Annotated in this window: 13 protein-coding genes and 2 pseudogenes; 11 read left to right on the top strand and 4 right to left on the bottom strand. The window is 59.4% G+C overall.

The genetic code is table 11. The features are described from left to right. The 3 genes from tssC to tssA are packed head-to-tail and all read right to left on the bottom strand — an operon-like array spanning position 1 to position 3,590. Positions 1-1,479, bottom strand: a complete 1,479-nt coding sequence (tssC, locus tag Q7C20_RS19650; protein WP_375069605.1) for a type VI secretion system contractile sheath large subunit — start codon at positions 1,477-1,479, stop codon at positions 1-3. Positions 1,480-1,506: 27 nt separating this feature from the next. Then, the gene (gene tssB / locus Q7C20_RS19645; RefSeq protein ID WP_348057786.1) at positions 1,507-2,004 is read right to left on the bottom strand and encodes a type VI secretion system contractile sheath small subunit; all 498 of its coding nucleotides are present in this window, start codon (positions 2,002-2,004) and stop codon (positions 1,507-1,509) included. Between the two features lie 32 nt (positions 2,005-2,036). Then, entirely contained in the window at positions 2,037-3,590 is a 1,554-nt protein-coding gene (gene tssA, locus Q7C20_RS19640; protein WP_375069602.1) for a type VI secretion system protein TssA, read from the bottom strand. A 478-nt stretch (positions 3,591-4,068) separates the two neighbouring features. On the opposite strand from tssA, the gene Q7C20_RS19635 reads away from it, so the two are divergent. After that, the gene (locus Q7C20_RS19635; protein ID WP_078742905.1) at positions 4,069-4,584 is read left to right on the top strand and encodes an Hcp family type VI secretion system effector; all 516 of its coding nucleotides are present in this window, start codon (positions 4,069-4,071) and stop codon (positions 4,582-4,584) included. A gap of 56 nt (positions 4,585-4,640) precedes the next feature. Here the strand turns inward: Q7C20_RS19635 and Q7C20_RS19630 are convergent. Next, positions 4,641-5,461: pseudogene (locus tag Q7C20_RS19630) on the bottom strand (aldo/keto reductase). A gap of 106 nt (positions 5,462-5,567) precedes the next feature. On the opposite strand from Q7C20_RS19630, the gene Q7C20_RS19625 reads away from it, so the two are divergent. From Q7C20_RS19625 to Q7C20_RS19580, 10 genes and pseudogenes are all read left to right on the top strand, one after another. After that, positions 5,568-6,062 (top strand): DUF1543 domain-containing protein, encoded by a 495-nt coding sequence (locus Q7C20_RS19625; RefSeq protein ID WP_375069599.1) that lies wholly within the window; start codon positions 5,568-5,570, stop codon positions 6,060-6,062. A gap of 507 nt (positions 6,063-6,569) precedes the next feature. Continuing rightward, the gene (locus tag Q7C20_RS19620; protein ID WP_375069597.1) at positions 6,570-6,851 is read left to right on the top strand and encodes a peptidylprolyl isomerase; all 282 of its coding nucleotides are present in this window, start codon (positions 6,570-6,572) and stop codon (positions 6,849-6,851) included. A 129-nt stretch (positions 6,852-6,980) separates the two neighbouring features. Next, positions 6,981-8,843: an extracellular solute-binding protein gene (locus Q7C20_RS19615; RefSeq protein WP_375069595.1), complete on the top strand. Its 1,863-nt coding sequence runs from the start codon at positions 6,981-6,983 to the stop codon at positions 8,841-8,843. Next, positions 8,843-9,904, top strand: coding sequence for a microcin C ABC transporter permease YejB (locus Q7C20_RS19610; RefSeq protein WP_375069593.1), 1,062 nt, complete (start codon positions 8,843-8,845; stop codon positions 9,902-9,904). The genes Q7C20_RS19615 and Q7C20_RS19610 overlap by 1 nt, the downstream gene beginning before the upstream one ends. Continuing rightward, positions 9,904-10,926, top strand: a complete 1,023-nt coding sequence (locus Q7C20_RS19605; protein ID WP_348062083.1) for an ABC transporter permease — start codon at positions 9,904-9,906, stop codon at positions 10,924-10,926. Before Q7C20_RS19610 ends, Q7C20_RS19605 begins: the two co-directional genes overlap by 1 nt. A 10-nt stretch (positions 10,927-10,936) precedes the next feature. Continuing rightward, positions 10,937-12,514 (top strand): ABC transporter ATP-binding protein, encoded by a 1,578-nt coding sequence (locus tag Q7C20_RS19600; RefSeq protein ID WP_375069591.1) that lies wholly within the window; start codon positions 10,937-10,939, stop codon positions 12,512-12,514. A gap of 17 nt (positions 12,515-12,531) precedes the next feature. Next, a pseudogene (locus Q7C20_RS19595) lies at positions 12,532-12,681 on the top strand (GntP family permease); the annotation flags it as partial. A gap of 7 nt (positions 12,682-12,688) precedes the next feature. Further along, a complete protein-coding gene (gene hbdH, locus Q7C20_RS19590; protein WP_348062081.1) occupies positions 12,689-13,462 on the top strand; it encodes a 3-hydroxybutyrate dehydrogenase in 774 nt (257 codons plus the stop codon). Between the two features lie 273 nt (positions 13,463-13,735). Further along, positions 13,736-16,270 carry a PAS domain-containing protein gene (locus tag Q7C20_RS19585; RefSeq protein WP_375069589.1) on the top strand — a complete coding sequence of 845 codons (2,535 nt, stop codon included), beginning with the start codon at positions 13,736-13,738 and terminating at the stop codon, positions 16,268-16,270. Between the two features lie 50 nt (positions 16,271-16,320). Next, a complete protein-coding gene (locus tag Q7C20_RS19580) occupies positions 16,321-16,596 on the top strand; it encodes a peptidylprolyl isomerase (protein ID WP_348060649.1) in 276 nt (91 codons plus the stop codon). The last annotated feature ends 308 nt before the right edge of the window (positions 16,597-16,904 follow it).

The raw sequence follows: 16,904 nt of genomic DNA, 5'->3' as shown, positions 1-16,904 counted from the left end.
TCATTCTTTATCGAGCTTTCCAACCAGGGACAACGTGAAGTCTGCGCCCATGTATTTGAAATGCGGACGCACGCTCAAGTTAACCCGATACCAGCCTGGCTCTCCGTCAACGTCGCTGACAACGATGCGCGCAGCCCGCAGGGGCCGGCGCCCTCGCACTTCGGCGCTGGGGTTTTCTTGATCGGCCACGTACTGGCGAATCCACTTGTTGAGCTCCAGCTCCAGGTCTGTGCGTTCTTTCCACGACCCCAACTGCTCGCGCTGCAACACCTTGAGGTAATGGGCCAGACGATTGACCACCATCATGTACGGCAGCTGGGTACCCAGACGGTAGTTGAGCTCGGCCGCCTTGCCCTCCTCGCTGATGCCGAAGGTCTTTGGTTTCTGCACGGAACTCGCGGAAAAGAACGCCGCGTTATCACTGCCCTTGCGCATGGTCAGGGCGATAAACCCCTCCTGCGCCAGCTCGTATTCGCGCCGGTCAGATACCAGGACTTCGGTCGGTATCTTGGTTTCGATCTCGCCCATGCTGTGGAAGTGATGCAAGGGCAGGTCTTCAACGGCGCCGCCGCTCTGTGGCCCGATGATGTTCGGGCACCAGCGAAACCGCGCGAAGCTGTCGGTCAGGCGAGTGGCAAACGCGTAGGCAGTGTTACCCCACAGGTAGTGTTCGTGGCTGTTGACCACGTTCTCCTGATAAGCAAAGGTTTTGACCGGGCACTCCAGAGGATCGTAAGGCGTTCGCAGCAAAAAGCGCGGCACCGTAAGGGCGATGTAACGCGCATCTTCGCTCTGGCGAAAGCTTTGCCATTTGGCAAACTGCGGCCCTTCGAAATGGTCCCGAAGGTCTTTGAGATCGGGTAAGCCGGTGAAGCTTTCCAAGCCGAAAAAGCTCGGCCCGGCAGCCGCGATAAAGGGCGCGTGAGCCATGCACGCGACGCTGGAAGCGTATTGCATCAGCTTCACGTCAGGCGCACTGGGTGACAGGAAATAATTGGCGATGATGGCGCCTACAGGCTGACCACCAAACTGACCATATTCGGCACTGTAGATATGCTTGTAGAGACCCGACTGAGTGATTTCGGGCGAATCTTCGAAATCATCCAGCAGGTCCTGACGTGAGACATTCAGCAGCTCGATCTTGATGTTTTCGCGAAAATTGGTCCGGTCCACCAGCAATTGCAAGCCCTTCCAGGCCGACTCCACTGCCTGGAACTCCGGGTGATGAAGAATCTCGTCCATTTGCTGGCTGAGCTTGGTGTCGATCTCGGCAATCATCCGGTCGACCAGACGTTTTTTCACCGGCTCCGCACGGTTATGCGGTTTGACCAGTTCCTCGATAAACGCCGAGACGCCGCGCTTGGCGATGCTGTACGCCTCATCGTCGGCATTCAGCAATGTCTGGGCGATGATATTGTCGAGGATGCTGTACTCACCCTCTGTATGTGCGGGCTGCGGGGTGTGCTGGGTAATCGTCATGGTGTCAGTGTCCTTTTACTGAAAGGTTCAGGCGGTGGGGCTGCTCAGTCCCAGCTCGGCGAGTACACGCGCACGAGAGGTGTCATCGGCCAGCGCCTGCTCAATGGCTTTGCGAAAGCTCGGGGTATTACCCAGAGGTCCCTTGAGCGCCATCAATGCCTCACGCAACGCCATCAACTTTTGCAATTCGGGTACTTGCTCGACCAGATTGGCGGGGTTGAAGTCTTTCATTGAATTGATACGGACCTGGATGGCCAACTCCTCAACGTCGGCATGCTCCTGCAAGCGATTGGGTACGCTTAACGTCAAGCTCAACGCTTGCTTGGCCAACACGTCATCAAGGGTGTTTTTGTCGATACCAATGGGTTTTCGATCCTCAAGCTTGCGCGGGTCTTCACGCCCGCAAAAGTCACCCAGAACCAGCAACTTCAGTGGCAGCTCCACTTCCTCCTGCACGCCGCCGGTGGCGGGCTTGAAGGTGATATTGATACGTTCCTTGGGTGCAACCGAACCGTCTTTGGCCATGGTATTTCTCCTTTTTTAGTGGGCTCGAAGGCCTATTCAAGTACTGCTTCCAGATCGAAGTGGCACAACCTGCGATGGGTGACTTCCCGGCGTTCGCGCACGGCGTGGTCTTGCGGCAAAAGGTCATAACAGCGGTACAAGAGCCGGGTGACCTGAAAAGCCAGGTCGGGCTCCCAGCGGTCCAGGCCTGCGTGCTGCAATTCAAGGTCAAGCTGTTCGAGCTGAATTTTGCCCAGCTCATGTTTGCCGGCACGCACGCATAACCTGGCGAGCGCCAGGCGCCAGTGAAATCGGGCACGCTCTCCGCGCGCCGCCTGCAGGCCAAGCTTGAGCGTGGCAACCGCGGCCTTGAGCCCGTCCTGGCGCAGGCTGAACATCACCTCTTGCAAGGCAACCTCCCAGGGCTCGGCACTCGCATCGGTCACGACACTGGCGGGTTCGGCTTTAGGCAGGTGGCGAGCCACATGCAGCGCTATCCAGTCACAGGTCGCGGGGTCGGCAAAGGGCGTGCCGTCGTCAAACCTGAACTCAGGCAAGCTGGGCAGGCGCTGCAACAACAGGGCGAAATTCATTTCCAGTTCGGTCATGGCCAACTGTGCGTGCAGCGCTTCGAGGCATTCCCAGACCATGCGCAAGCCGTCAAACCAGAACAAGGCACCGCTCACGCTGACCTCAAGTTCAAGCAACAGGTCGGCATACTGTCCCTGGATAAAACGTGCCTGGTAACGCTTGAGCTTGTCTGGCGCAAGAGCACGCAGTGCCGTTACCCGCTCGCTGTTGGCGTCCGGATAGTTGATGAGTGTGAGCCACGCCAGCGTTCGGCTCAGGCGCAATGCACGCAGGTCAGTCGCGCTCTGGCGCAGCCACCATGCACACAAGGGACGGGCTTGCTCCTGCAACGCACGCACTGTTTTTTGGGCGTCTTTTTCGTTATTGATCGGCTGTTCAGGTTTAAGCAGTTGCGTAGTGACCTGCTTGACCTGAGCGATGACGCCGGCAACACCTGCAGGCTCAGAAGCGGCTTGCGTGGCCAGTGCCAAGCGTTCTGACAACTGCCGGCGAATCGGTAACAAAAGAGGCGCTTCGTCCCCCAGACGCTTACCCCAAAGCTCATCCAGGCGCACGATGTGTTCCAGGAGTGCCTGGAACACGGGTAACTGATCGGTCAACGAAATGTTTTGCACAAACAGCTGGTCAAGCCGCAACACTAACCAACCAAAGGCCGCGCATCGGGTACGCGACTTGATCGGGTACACGCCTGCCCAATGATGCTCACACAGCTCCAGCAACAGACCGAGGCCTGCCAGCAACCCCGAAAATGAATCACGCTGGTGCAAGGCCCAGGTCAACCAGACCGCAACCCGAAGATCCTTGGAGTGTTCGCGCAGCAGTCGCTCGCTGATATCGCTGACCTTTTGCCAATCCGGCAGGCTGCCACCATGAATCGATTGTGCTTTGCACAGTTCGCCTTCCAACGTTTCGTATTCGATAGAAAAGCGCATATCACAGCCGGCAAACTCCGTTGTCGAGCAAGGGTGCCGGGCAAGTTCAAGGTAATAAGCGCAAAGCGTGTCTGAATACACCATTGTGGACCGCACGTAACTATGCAAGACGAAGACGGCCAACTTAGCGCAATACAATTACGCATCAGAATGCCATTTAATATTCGCTCGGCCTGCAGCGAAGTTAGCGAACCTTAGCCACTTGAAAAGTTTTGAGCAAGGGCAGCAATCGCACTTAAGTAATTTCCTACAAGCCACGCCAATAAAGGCCTGCGCAGATATATGCGCAGGTTGTTTTCTGAAAACAGCCCTATTCAAGCTGCAACGATATCAATCGCCCGTGAAAACCGCATGAGCAACTAACTGCGCACACTTGCGCAATGCCAAACACAAAAAAGCCTTTAAAACCGGTATATCCTATAAACATATAAGCCAATAAAATCTCATCCTCCTTATTTCATTGGCTTTTGATATTTCAGGCACGCTTCTTGTTATGGGGTTATTGCCCGCCCGGTATATTCGCCGTGGGGGCTACCTACTTATTCAGGCAAGGAAACCAATAATGCCAACACCCGCGTACCTCTCAATCACCGGCGTCAAACAAGGTTTAATTACGGCAGGTACTTTTACCCAGGACTCAGTAGGCAACATTTATCAGGAAGGTCACGAGGACCAGATCCTCGTGCAGGCGTTTGCGCATCAGGTGATCATCCCGCGCGACCCACAGTCGGGCCAGCCCACCGGCCAACGGGTTCATAAACCCCTGATGATCAGCAAAGTCTTCGATAAATCCTCACCGTTGCTGTTCAGCGCGCTGACCTCGGGCGAAGAAGTGTCGTGCCGGCTGGAATGGTTGCGCACCTCTTCTGCCGGCACTCAAGAGCACTACTTCACCATTGAGCTGGAGGGCGCGACCATCGTGGACATTCAATCGCGCATGCCCAACTGCCAGGACCCGGACAACGCCCACTTCACCCATCTGGAGGATGTGTATTTCACCTATCGCAAGATCATCTGGACCCACGAAGTGGCTGGCACTTCCGGCTCGGATGACTGGCGCAGCCCGGTAGCCGGTTAAGGTCGAAACCGGCAGGGACGGTCGCCAGGGACGGCGCCGTGCCTGCCGGTTGGCGGCTAGACCATCGCCAGCGGGTGCTTGCGTTTGGGCGCGCCGAAGACGCGGTCGATGGCCTCCAGGTCGTGCTCATCCAGTACGAGGTTTGCGGCGCGGGCATTGAGCCGCACGTGATCAGGTGTAACAGCCTTTGGAATCGCGATCACGCCGTCCTGGCGCAGGACCCAGGCGAGAGACACTTGCGCAGGCGTGACGTCATGGCGATGGGCGATCTGCTTGAGCGTGGGGCTGGCCAACAGCTCACCGCCTTGTGCAATTGGGCAGTAGCCATTAAGGGCAAATGATGCTGTTGCCACCAGGGCAACAGGTCGAATTCGATACCGCGCTCTTCGATGTTGTAGAGCACTTGGTTGGTGGCGCACACGGGGGACGCGAGTTCCTGCAGGTCTGCCACATCAAAATTGGAGACACCCCAACGGCCGATCTTGCCGGCTTCACGCAGACGTTCGAACGCTTCAACGGTTTCTTCAAGAGGGTACTGGCCGCGCCAGTGCAGCAGGTACAAATCAATGTAGTCCGTGCCCAGTCGCTGCAAGCTGGCGTCGCAGGCGCGTGGTACACCTTTGTGGCTGGCGTTGTGCGGGTAAACCTTGCTCACCAGAAAAACCTGGTCGCGCTTGCCGCGAATGGCCTCGCCGACAATTTCTTCCGCGCCGCCTTCACCGTACATTTCAGCGGTATCGATCAGGGTCATGCCCTCGTCGATGCCGAGTTGCAACGCCGCCACTTCGGCGCGGCGATGGTCCGGGTTTTCGCCCATGCGCCAGGTCCCTTGGCCGATGACAGGGACGGGAACGCCGGCCAGATCAATGGTACGCATGACAATCTCCTGATGAATTGGCGGATTAACAGTGTGGCACTGACCGGACAAAAGGGTTCAATCGAAGTATGGTTAGCCCCTGCCAAGTCACGGGGAAGAACCTGCAATGCTGTTTGTCGTCATGCTCGGGGGCAAGCACCCACGGGCCAAAATTGAAGTTCACGATGTGGTGTTTGCTGTGGCGGATACGCTGCAGGGCACTTATTCACAATTGCGCGACGGTTGGTTTGGCAGCCCCAAGGGTGTGCACATCGATTCGTGGATGATGGTCGATGGCGTCGACGGCTGGAAAGTCGAACTCAGCCCTCTGGCGCCCCAGGCCGGCGCGCATCACCTGTACTTCATCAACCTGGGCGGTTATGAGGCCAACGCTTTTGGCGAGGCGCACCATTACCTGCTGGTGGTGGCCCGCACTGCGCGGGAAGCGATGAACCTGGGCAAGCAGCAGATGCTGCGTCAGTGGTCCCAACCGCATACAGACGCCGTGATGGATATCGACGATTGCCTGCCCATCGACTTGGTAGACGGTCGTTACATCCACTTGGTACAGGGTCCTCACCGGCCGATAGTCCAGCAGAACGACTATATCGTGCTGGCCTGAACCCTTCCCGAACGGCGTTTGCTGGATATTTCACCGGAAACGCACCCCATGCACTGTAAGAATCAGCCGTTTCAAGGTCTTTGGAAATCGACCATATCTGGCTGATTCCTGTACCTGTGGCGAGCGGGCTTGTCGAATCGTCGCACCGCCCGCGTTGGGTTGCGAAGCGACCCCAGAAAGAAGAATGCGGTGGGTCAGGCATTCTTCGGGCGCTGGTTTTGGGGCTGCTTCGCAGCCCAACGCGGGGCAAGCCCGCTCGCCACAGGGATAGTGTTCGCCCTTTCAGACAGATTCCCAAAGACCTTGAAAGGGCTGACTGTAAGAATTTAAGGCAAAGCGGGCGTTCAATTCTCAGGCTGGACTGTTTGCGCTGTTTATAGGTTGGCTGACTCGCAGCGGCGCCATGGCCCGCTCTTGAACCGCTCGAGCAATCGGCGGGAACTTTGCCAGGAAATAACCACCTGAATCGGGTAGGCTCACCCTTTTTAATTCAAGGAGTTACTCACCATGGCAAAAGCCACCGCCCGTCATATCCTCGTTTCCACTGAAGACAAGTGCAACGAACTGAAGACCCAGATCGAAGGCGGCGCTGATTTCGCAGAAATCGCCAAAGCCAATTCCAGCTGCCCATCCAGCCGCCAAGGCGGTGACCTGGGTTCGTTCGGTCCAGGCCAGATGGTTAAAGAATTCGATACCGTCGTGTTCAGCGCCCCGGTCAATACCGTGCAAGGCCCGGTGAAGACCCAATTCGGTTACCACCTGCTGGAAGTCACCAGCCGCCAGGACTGATCCTGTCTGCGCTGATGCTATAAACAACGGCCCGCCTTTTGGCGGGCCGTTGTGCATGTGATGACTGGCGAGGCAGATGGCGTTAACGTACAGGTCCTTATTTTCTCTACCCGGCGCTCAAGGCTGATAATGCGATTGGCTTTTTTCACACCACTGCTCAGCACTGCGCTGGCCCTGCTATTGGCCAGCTCGGCCGTGATCGCGGCCCCGCAGCCCTACCTCACGGTATACGGCGAACCGGCCAAGTACCCCGCCGGCTTCACTCATTTTGAATACGCCAACCCCGATGCGCCCAAAGGCGGCAGCCTCAAACGTTCGGCCATCGAGATCGGGCGTTTCGACCATGTACTGCCCTACATCGATAAAGGCATTGGCGTTTCCCAAATTGATGGCTGGCTGTATGCGCCCCTGGCCCAGCGTTCCCTCGATGAGCCCTATACGGTCTACGGCCTGGTCGCCGAGAAGATGGAGCGCGCCGATGATGGCCTGTCGCTGCGCTTCTACCTGAACCACAAGGCACGCTTTGCCGACGGCACGCCCATCACCGCCGAAGATGTGCGCTACAGCTTCGACCTGCTGATGACCCAAGGCAGCTTGCGCTTTCGCACCCTGTTTGCTGACGTCAAACACGTCGAAGTCGAAGGCGAGCGCCAGGTGCGTTTCGATTTTTCCAGCAACGAAAACCGCACCCTGCCCCTGGATATTGCCACCTTGCCGGTGTTTCCCGAGCATTGGTGGAAGACTCGCGATTTTGCCAATGGTGGCGGCTACGAAGCCCCGCTGGGCAGCGGCCCGTACAAGGTCAGCAAGATCGACGCCGGCAACACCATTACCTTCACCCGCGACCCGAACTGGTGGGGCAAGGACTTGCCGGTCAGCCGTGGCCTGTACAACTTCGATCACCTGAGCCTTGAGTATTTCGGCGACACCGAAGTGGCGCGCCAGGTGCTACGCGGCGGCGCGTATGACTTCAACCGTGAGTTCTCGGCCACCGGTTATTCCATCGGCTACAACGGTCCGGCCCTCGACGATGGCCGACTGCAACGCGCGCACCTGGCCAAAGAGATGCCGCAACCGGCCCAGGGCTATGTGTTCAATGTGCAAAAACCGATGTTCAAGGACCGCCGCGTGCGCCAGGCGCTGGCAATGCTATGGGATTTCGAATGGGCCAACCGGCAGATGATGCGTAACCTGTACATTCGCCAGCAGAGCTTCTTCTCCAACAGCCCGCTGGCCGCCAGCCAGTTGCCGACACAGGAGGAGCTGGAGATTCTTGAACCGCTGCGCGGCCAAGTGCCCGACGAAGTGTTCACCCAGGTCTTCAAGGCGCCGGTCACCGATGGCAGCGGCATGATTCGCGACAAACAGTTGCAAGCCCTGGCCCTGCTCGAAGAAGCCGGTTGGAAACCCAAGGGCGACAAACTGGTGAACGCCGAGGGTGAACCGCTTGAGTTCACCTTCCTTAATACGCAGCCCGGCATGGAGCGTCTGTTGTTGCCGTACAAACGCAACCTGGCGCAAATCGGTATTACCCTGAACATCCGCCGTATCGACTCGTCGCAATACGTGAACCGGCTGATGACGCGCGATTACGACATGATCGTCATCGGCTTTCCCGTGACCACGTCACCCGGCCTGGAGCTGTACAACTATTTTGGTTCGAGCGCCGCGTTCGACCCGGGCGCCAACAACTACATGGTGCTCAAAGACCCGGCCGTCGACAGCCTGATCAAAGGCCTGGTCAAGGCCAATAACCAGGCGCAGATGCTCACCTACGCTCACGCCCTGGACCGGGTGCTGCAATGGAGTTACCTGTGGATTCCCAACTACTACCCGCCCGGCACGTCCGCCGCGTGGTGGAACCGCTTCGGCCGCCCGGCCATCGAGGCGAAGAACGATGAAGCCCTGGAAACCTGGTGGGAAATCAGCCCCACGCCACTGACGAATGAACAAATGACAGCCGAGCTGAAAAAACGCGGAGGTGCGCGCTGATGTTCGCCTATACCGTGCGGCGCCTGCTGCTGATTATTCCGACGCTGGTGATCATCCTGTTGGTGAATTTCGTGATCGTGCAGGCCGCGCCCGGCGGGCCGGTTGAACAGGCCATCGCACACCTGCAAGGCATTGGCGGCGGCAATGTCGGTGGTTCGTCCGGCGAGGGCGTCAGCAGCGGCTCGCGCGCCAGCCGTGGTCTGGACCCCAAGCTGATCAAAGACATCGAAAAACAATACGGTTTCGACAAGCCCGCCCCGGAACGCCTGTGGCTGATGCTCAAGAGCTACGCCAGGCTGGATTTTGGTAACAGCTTCTTTCGCGGCTCGACGGTCATCGACCTGATCCTGGAAAAGATGCCGGTGACCATTTCGCTTGGCCTGTGGGCCACATTGATCACCTACCTGGTGTCGATCCCCCTGGGTATTCGCAAGGCGGTGCGCCACGGCAGCAGCTTTGATGTCTGGAGCAGCACGGCGATTGTGATCGGTTATGCGATGCCCGCGTTCCTGTTCGCGATGTTCCTGATTGTGGTGTTTGCCGGCGGCACGTCGCTGAACTGGTTTCCGGTGCGCGGGTTGGTGTCGGAGAACTTCGAGGAACTGAGCACCGTCGGCAAGATTGCCGATTATTTCTGGCACTTGGTACTGCCCGTCACCGCGCTGGTGATCGGCGGGTTTGCGACCTTGACCATCCTCACCAAAAACTCCTTCCTGAATGAAATCACCCGCCAATACGTGGTCACCGCCCGTGCCAAAGGCTTGAGCGAGCGTCGCGTGCTGTATGGCCATGTGTTTCGCAACGCAATGCTGCTGGTAATTTCGGGGATTCCCCAGGCGTTTATCAGCGTGTTCTTCGCTGGCTCCCTGCTGATCGAAGTGATCTTCTCCCTCGACGGGCTTGGCCGCATGAGCTACGAAGCGGCGGTGTCCCGAGACTACCCGGTGGTCTTTGGCTCACTGTTTATCTTCACCCTGTTCGGCCTCTTGATAAAACTCATCGGCGACCTCTGCTACACCCTGGTGGACCCGCGTATCGATTTTGCCGCGAGGAACGCCTGATGCTTAATCTGTCTCCGGTAGCCCGTCGGCGTTTTGAACGGTTCAAAAAGAATCGGCGTGGCTGGTGGTCGCTGTGGCTGTTTATCGGCCTGTTTATCCTGACCCTTGGCGGCGAGTTGATTGCCAATGACAAGCCCTTGGTGCTGAGCTTCAAGAACGAGCTGTATTTCCCAGTGTTCAAGCGCTACACCGAGCAGGAATTCGGCGGGCAGTTGCCGTTCCAGGCCGACTACCGCAGTGACTATGTGCAAAAGCTGATTAAACAGGACGGCGGCTGGATGCTGTTCCCGCCGATACCGTTCAGCGACGACACGCCCAATTACGAACTGAGCCGCCCTGCCCCCAGCCCGCCCTCATCGGTGAACTGGCTGGGCACCGACGACCAGTCGCGGGATGTGCTGGCGCGGGTGATCTTTGGTGCGCGGGTGTCGATCCTGTTTGCCCTGGCCCTGACCGCCATCAGTGCAGCCATCGGCATAGCCGCCGGGGCGTTGCAGGGTTACTACGGCGGCTGGGTCGATTTGCTTGGCCAGCGCATTCTGGAAGTGTGGTCGGGGCTGCCGGTGCTGTACCTGCTGATCATCCTGTCGGGGTTTGTAGAGCCAGACTTCTGGTGGCTGCTGGGCATCATGGCGCTGTTTTCCTGGCTGGCGCTGGTGGACGTGGTGCGCGCCGAGTTCCTGCGCGGGCGCAACCTGGAATACGTCAAGGCCGCGCGAGCGTTGGGTTTGGGCGATGGCAAGATCATCCGGCGGCATATCCTGCCCAACGCCATGACCGCCACTTTGAGCTACCTGCCGTTTATTTTGACTGGCGCAATTTCGACACTGAGCGCCCTGGATTTTCTCGGTTTTGGCATGCCCGCCGGCAGCGCGTCGCTGGGCGAACTGATCGCCCAGGGCAAGCAGAACCTGCAGGCACCGTGGCTCGGCCTGACGGCGTTTTTCACCCTGGCGCTGATTCTGTCGCTGCTGGTATTTATCGGCGAGGCGTTGCGTGACGCCTTCGACCCCCGTTCATGAGTGAATCCGTATGAGCGACAACCTGATCGAGATCCGCGACCTCAGCGTCGCCTTCAACGGCCAGACCGTGGTGCGAGACCTGTGCCTGAATGTGCGCGCCGGAGAGTGCCTGGCGCTGGTCGGCGAGTCGGGCTCGGGCAAGTCGGTGACGGCGCATTCGATCCTGCAATTGCTGCCTGAGGCCGGCACCGAAACCAAAGGTTCGATCCGCTATCGCGGCCAGGAAATGGTCGGCGCCTCCACCGGCACCTTGCAGAAACTGCGTGGCAACCGCATTGCGATGATTTTTCAGGAGCCGATGACCTCGCTCAACCCGCTGCACAGCATCGAAAAACAAATTGGCGAAACCCTGCTGGTGCACAAGGGCCTGGGCGGCAAAGCGGCGCAGGCGCGCATCCTCGAACTGCTCGAATTGGTGGGCATTCAAAAACCCCGGGAGCGGCTCAAGGCTTACCCGCATCAGTTGTCCGGTGGCCAGCGCCAACGGGTGATGATCGCCATGGCCCTGGCCTGTGAGCCGGAGTTGCTGATCGCCGACGAACCCACCACCGCGCTGGATGTGACGGTGCAGCGCAAGATCCTGCTGCTGCTCAAGTCTCTGCAAGAGCGCCTGGGCATGTCACTGCTATTGATCAGCCATGACTTGAACCTGGTGCGCAGCATTGCCCAGCGCGTCTGCGTGATGCGCGCCGGGGAAATTGTCGAGCAGGCCGACTGCCAGGCCTTGTTCAATGCGCCGCAACATCCGTACAGCCGCTTGCTGCTGGACGCGGAACCGGCGGGTGAGCCGTTGTGCAGTGACGCACGCGAGGCGGTGCTGCAGGTGGACGACCTGACTGTGCAATTCCCGCTCAGTGGCGGTTTGTTCACGCGCAAAACCTGGTTGCGGGCCGTGGACGGCATCAGCCTCAGCGTGCAGCGTGGCAAAACCCTGGGAATTGTCGGCGAGTCCGGTTCGGGTAAATCCACGCTGGGCCAGGCGATCCTGCGCTTGCTGGATTCCACTGGCAGCATCCGCTTTCAGGGCGAGGCGCTCGACCCGCTGACTCACCAGCAAATGCGCCCGTGGCGCAAGCAGATGCAGGTGGTGTTCCAGGACCCGTTCGGCAGCCTTAGCCCGCGCATGAGCGTGGAACAGATCATCAGCGAAGGCCTGGAAGTGCACGCGCCGTGCAGCCTGGCCGAGCGTGATGCGCAGGTGGTTCAGGTGCTCAAGGACGTCGGCCTCGACCCCGACAGCCGCCACCGTTACCCCCACGAATTTTCCGGCGGCCAGCGCCAACGTATTGCGATCGCACGTGCGCTGGTGCTCAAGCCGGCGCTGATGCTGCTGGATGAACCCACCTCGGCGCTGGACCGCACGGTGCAGAAACAAGTGGTGGCGCTGCTGCGCGAACTGCAGGAAAAGTATGGCCTGACCTACCTGTTTATCAGCCATGACCTGGCCGTGGTGCGTGCCATGGCCCACGACATGATCGTGATCAAGGACGGCAAGGTGGTGGAGCGCGGCGCCAGCCATGATGTGTTTGAAGCACCGCAGCATGCCTACACCAAAGAGCTTTTGGCGGCGGCGCACATTCCTCTGTAGGGGCGCCCGATTGTGGAAGCGGCGGCATGGACACCCTGCCCCACAACGGCGCGGTGACCGGTTTGACCCACAGCGAATCCTGCAAGGATATTTTCGGCATCACGATCATCAAGACCCTCGCGGTGTTCGTGGTGATTGGTACTTTCTACGCCACCGGCATTGTGTGAGGTTTTCATGACGACATTGAACGGCAAGACGGCTCTGGTTACCGGCTCCACCAGCGGCATCGGTTTGGGCATCGCGCTGAGCCTGGCAAAGGCCGGGGCGAACCTGATCCTCAACGGCTTCGGCGACGCCAGCGCGGTAGTCGCCCAGGTGCAGGCGCTTGGCGTCAAGGTGGGGCATCACCCGGCGGACGTCAGCGACCCGGCGCAGATCGCCGACATGATCGCCTATGCAGAGCGCGAGTTCGGCGGCGTGGACATTCTGGTGAACAACGCCGGCATCCAGCATGTGGCCGCCGTGGAAGACTTCCCTGCTGAGCGTTGGGATTCGATTATTGCGATCAACCTGTCTGCGGTTTTTCACAGCACGCGCCTGAGTTTGCCGGGCATGAAAGCCAAGGGTTGGGGGCGTATCGTGAATATTGCCTCGGTGCATGGCCAAGTGGGCTCGGTGGGCAAGGCGGCGTATGTGGCGGCCAAGCATGGGGTGATCGGGTTGACTAAAGTGGTAGGGCTGGAGACGGCCACCAGTAACGTGACGTGCAATGCGATTTGCCCGGGTTGGGTGCTGACGCCGCTGGTGCAGAAGCAGATTGATGACCGTGTGGCCAAAGGCGTGGACCCGCAGCAGGCCCAGCATGATTTGCTGGCAGAGAAGCAGCCATCGCTGGAGTTTGTGACGCCACCGCAGTTGGGCGAACTGGTACTGTTTCTGTGCAGCGAAGCCGGCGCCCAAGTGCGCGGCGCGGCGTGGAACATCGATGGCGGCTGGCTGGCCCAGTAAACCCCGATGTCCGACACACAGCGGATCAAAATGTGGGAGCTGGCTTGCCTGCGATGACGGTGAATCAGAAACACATTAGCCAACTGACACGCCGCCATCGCAGGCAAGCCAGCTCCCACAATTGGGCGTTTTGATGAAAGGTTTCAGCGCTGGCGCACTCATTTGAAGAAAATGCCCCAAGTCATGCTATTTTTCGGGGGTAGTCAGCCGTTCCCGACTCGCGGGATAATCGGTCTTTGTCATTTTTCAAAGCGTTACGCGTAGGGCTTTTTCATGAATGGAACATCCACCGGCAGCGCTGCCGCCTTGATCGCGCGGCTGAACTGGGCGCAAAGCCCACTCGGTGAGGCCAATGACTGGCCGCAAAGCCTGCGCACGGCGGTCGACATTGTCGTCCACTCGCCGATGCCGATGCTGCTGTTGTGGGGCGACCAACTCACCCAACTGTATAACGACAGTTTTGCCATGCTGGCGGGTAACAAGCACCCTGCGGCCATGGGCCAGGCGACGCATGAAACCTGGCCGGAGCTGCGAAGCTTTACTGCGCCAGTCTATGAGGCGGTCCTCGGCGGCCAGGTGCGCACCTTCAGCGAAAAGCGCTTCGTCCTGCAGCGCAATAACCGCGACGCCGAAATATGGCTCGATCTGACGTACAGCCCGGTCCGCGACGAAAGTGGCAACGTGGCCGGCATCCTGGTCACGGCCATCGAAACCAACGAGCGCCGCAGCAAAACCCTTGAATTGCAACAGCGCTCCGAAGACAGCCTGAAAGCCCAGCACAACACAGAACAACGCCTGCAACTCGCGCTGGCCGCCACTGACGCAGTGGGCACTTGGGATTGGGACATCGGTGAAGACCACTTTATCGCCGACGCCCACTTCGCCTACCTGCATGGCGTCGACCCCAGTGACGCCGGCCGCTTGCCGATAAGCGACTACCTGCACGGCGTGCACCCTGAAGACCGCGGCACGGTGGCGCGCAGCATCAAGCATTGCATCACCTTTGGCACCGAATACGCGGAAGAATATCGCCTGCTGCAAGCCGACGGCCAGGTGCGCTGGGTGTTCGCCCGAGGCCGCTGCTACAAGGATCAGCAGGGCCGCCCGACGCGGTTTTTGGGTGCCGCGCTGGACCTGACCGAGCGCAAGCACACGGAACAGGCCCTGCGCCAAAGCCAGACCGAGCTGCAGTTGATCATCAACGCCATGCCGGTGCTGATCGGCTATGTCGACCACGAACAGCGTTTTCGCCTGAACAACAGCGCGTACCTGGAATGGTACGGCATGACGCCCGAGGAGCTGTACGGCAAGACCATCCGCGAAGTGCTGGGCGATGACGTGTATTCCGGGCGCGAAGACAAGATCGCCGCCGCACTCAAGGGCAAGGCCTGCAGCTTCATGACCATCACGCCACACCGCGACGGTCGCCCGCGCCATGCGCTGATGAAGTACCTGCCGCGCTTCAGCAGCGACGGCTCGGTGAACGGGTTTTACATCTTTGTGATCGATGAAACCGAACGCAAACTCACCGAAGAAGCCCTGCGCCACCTCAACGAAAACCTTGAAGAACGCGTGGCCCAGCGCACCCAGGCGCTGGCGGAGGCCAACGAACGCCTGCAAAACGAGATGTTCGAGCGCGAGCGCGCCGAAGACGCCCTGCGCCATGCGCAGAAAATGGAAGCGGTGGGCCAGCTCACCGGCGGCATCGCCCATGACTTCAACAATATGCTCACGGGCATCATTGGCAGCCTGGACCTGATGCAGCGCTACATCGCCGCCGGGCGCAGCGACGAAATCGGTCGGTTTACCGACGCAGCGGTGTCCTCCGCACACCGCGCCGCCGCCCTCACCCACCGGCTGCTGGCGTTTTCCCGGCGCCAGTCGCTGGACCGTCGCCCGCTCGACCCGAACCAGTTGGTGGTGTCACTGGAGGATTTGTTCCGGCGCACAAAAGGCGCGCACATCGGGCTCAAGGTGCAATTGGGTCACGATATCTGGCCGGTCAATACCGACGCCAGCCAACTGGAAAACGCCCTGCTCAACCTGGTGATCAACGCCCGTGATGCCATGCCCGATGGCGGCGAAATCCTGATTGAAACTGCCAACAGCTACCTCGACGGCACCGACATCAGCACCCTGGAGCCGGTCAAGGCCGGTGACTACGTGATGCTCGGCGTGTGTGACAACGGCACCGGCATGGCACCGAAGATTCTCGCCAAGGCGTTCGACCCGTTCTTCACCACCAAGCCGATTGGCCAGGGCACCGGCCTTGGGCTGTCGATGATCTATGGGTTTGCCCAGCAATCCGGTGGCCACGTGACGATTCAAAGTGAACCCGGTCAAGGCACCTGCGTGCGCCTGTATCTGCCGCGTTTGCATGGCACCGCGCTGGAAAGCAGTTTGCCGGCCCATTCAAGCGAAGTACCGTTGGCGCTGGCCGGCGAAGCGGTGGTGGTGGTCGAGGACGACCCGGCGGTGCGCATGCTGGTGGTGAATGTGCTGGATGAACTGGGCTACACCGCACACCAGGCTGCCGATGCGCGCACGGCACTGCCGTTGCTGGAGTCGGACTTGCGCGTGGACTTGCTGGTGACCGACGTCGGCCTGCCGGGCATGAACGGCCGGCAACTGGCCGAGATTGCCCGCCAGCATCGTCCCGGCTTGCGCGTGTTGTTTATGACCGGTTACGCCGAGAAAGCCGCTGAGCGTCAAGGCTTTCTGGAAGAAGGCATGGACATGGTCGCCAAGCCGTTTTCCATCGACCTGCTGGCGACGAAAATCCGCAGCATGATCAACGTCGTCGAGTGAGTTCAGGCATACTCGCGCGCCCTTCCGTTTGAGCGTTGCAAGGTAACAAGATGAAAGCCCAAGCCCGTCACATCCTGGTAAAAACCGGCGAAGAAGCCGAACAGCTCAAGCAGCGCATCGCCAAGGGCGAAGCCTTTGATGTGTTGGCCAAGAAGTATTCCACCTGCCCGTCCGGCAAGCGCGGTGGAGATTTGGGCGAGGTGCGGCCAGGGCAGATGGTCGGGGCGATTGATGCGGTGATCTTCAAGAAGCCTTTGCGGGTGGTGCATGGGCCGATCAAGAGCAAGTTTGGGTATCACCTGGTGCAGGTGTTTTACCGCGATTGAGGGGTTAGGCTTGAGACTGCTATCGCAGGCAAGCCAGCTCCCACATTCGACCGCATTTATTCAGTTAAAACACGGTCACCTGTGGGAGCGGGCTTGCTCGCGAACCGCCGCAGGCGGCCATTCACTTGGGAATTAAAGCCCCCGGCACCTGAATTACCCGGCTGGCCAACCGATGCCCCGCCAAGGCAGCCTGCTCCGGCGACTCGCCCTGAATCTGACTCCCACATTCGGCCGCATTTATTCAGTTAAAACACGGTCACCTGTGGGAGCGGGCTTGCTCGCGAACCGCCGCAGGCGGCCATTCACTT

The organism is Pseudomonas sp. AMR01 (assembly GCF_041946035.1).
Lineage (GTDB): Bacteria > Pseudomonadota > Gammaproteobacteria > Pseudomonadales > Pseudomonadaceae > Aquipseudomonas > Aquipseudomonas antarctica_B.
This window is presented reverse-complemented; position numbering and strand designations above follow the sequence as displayed.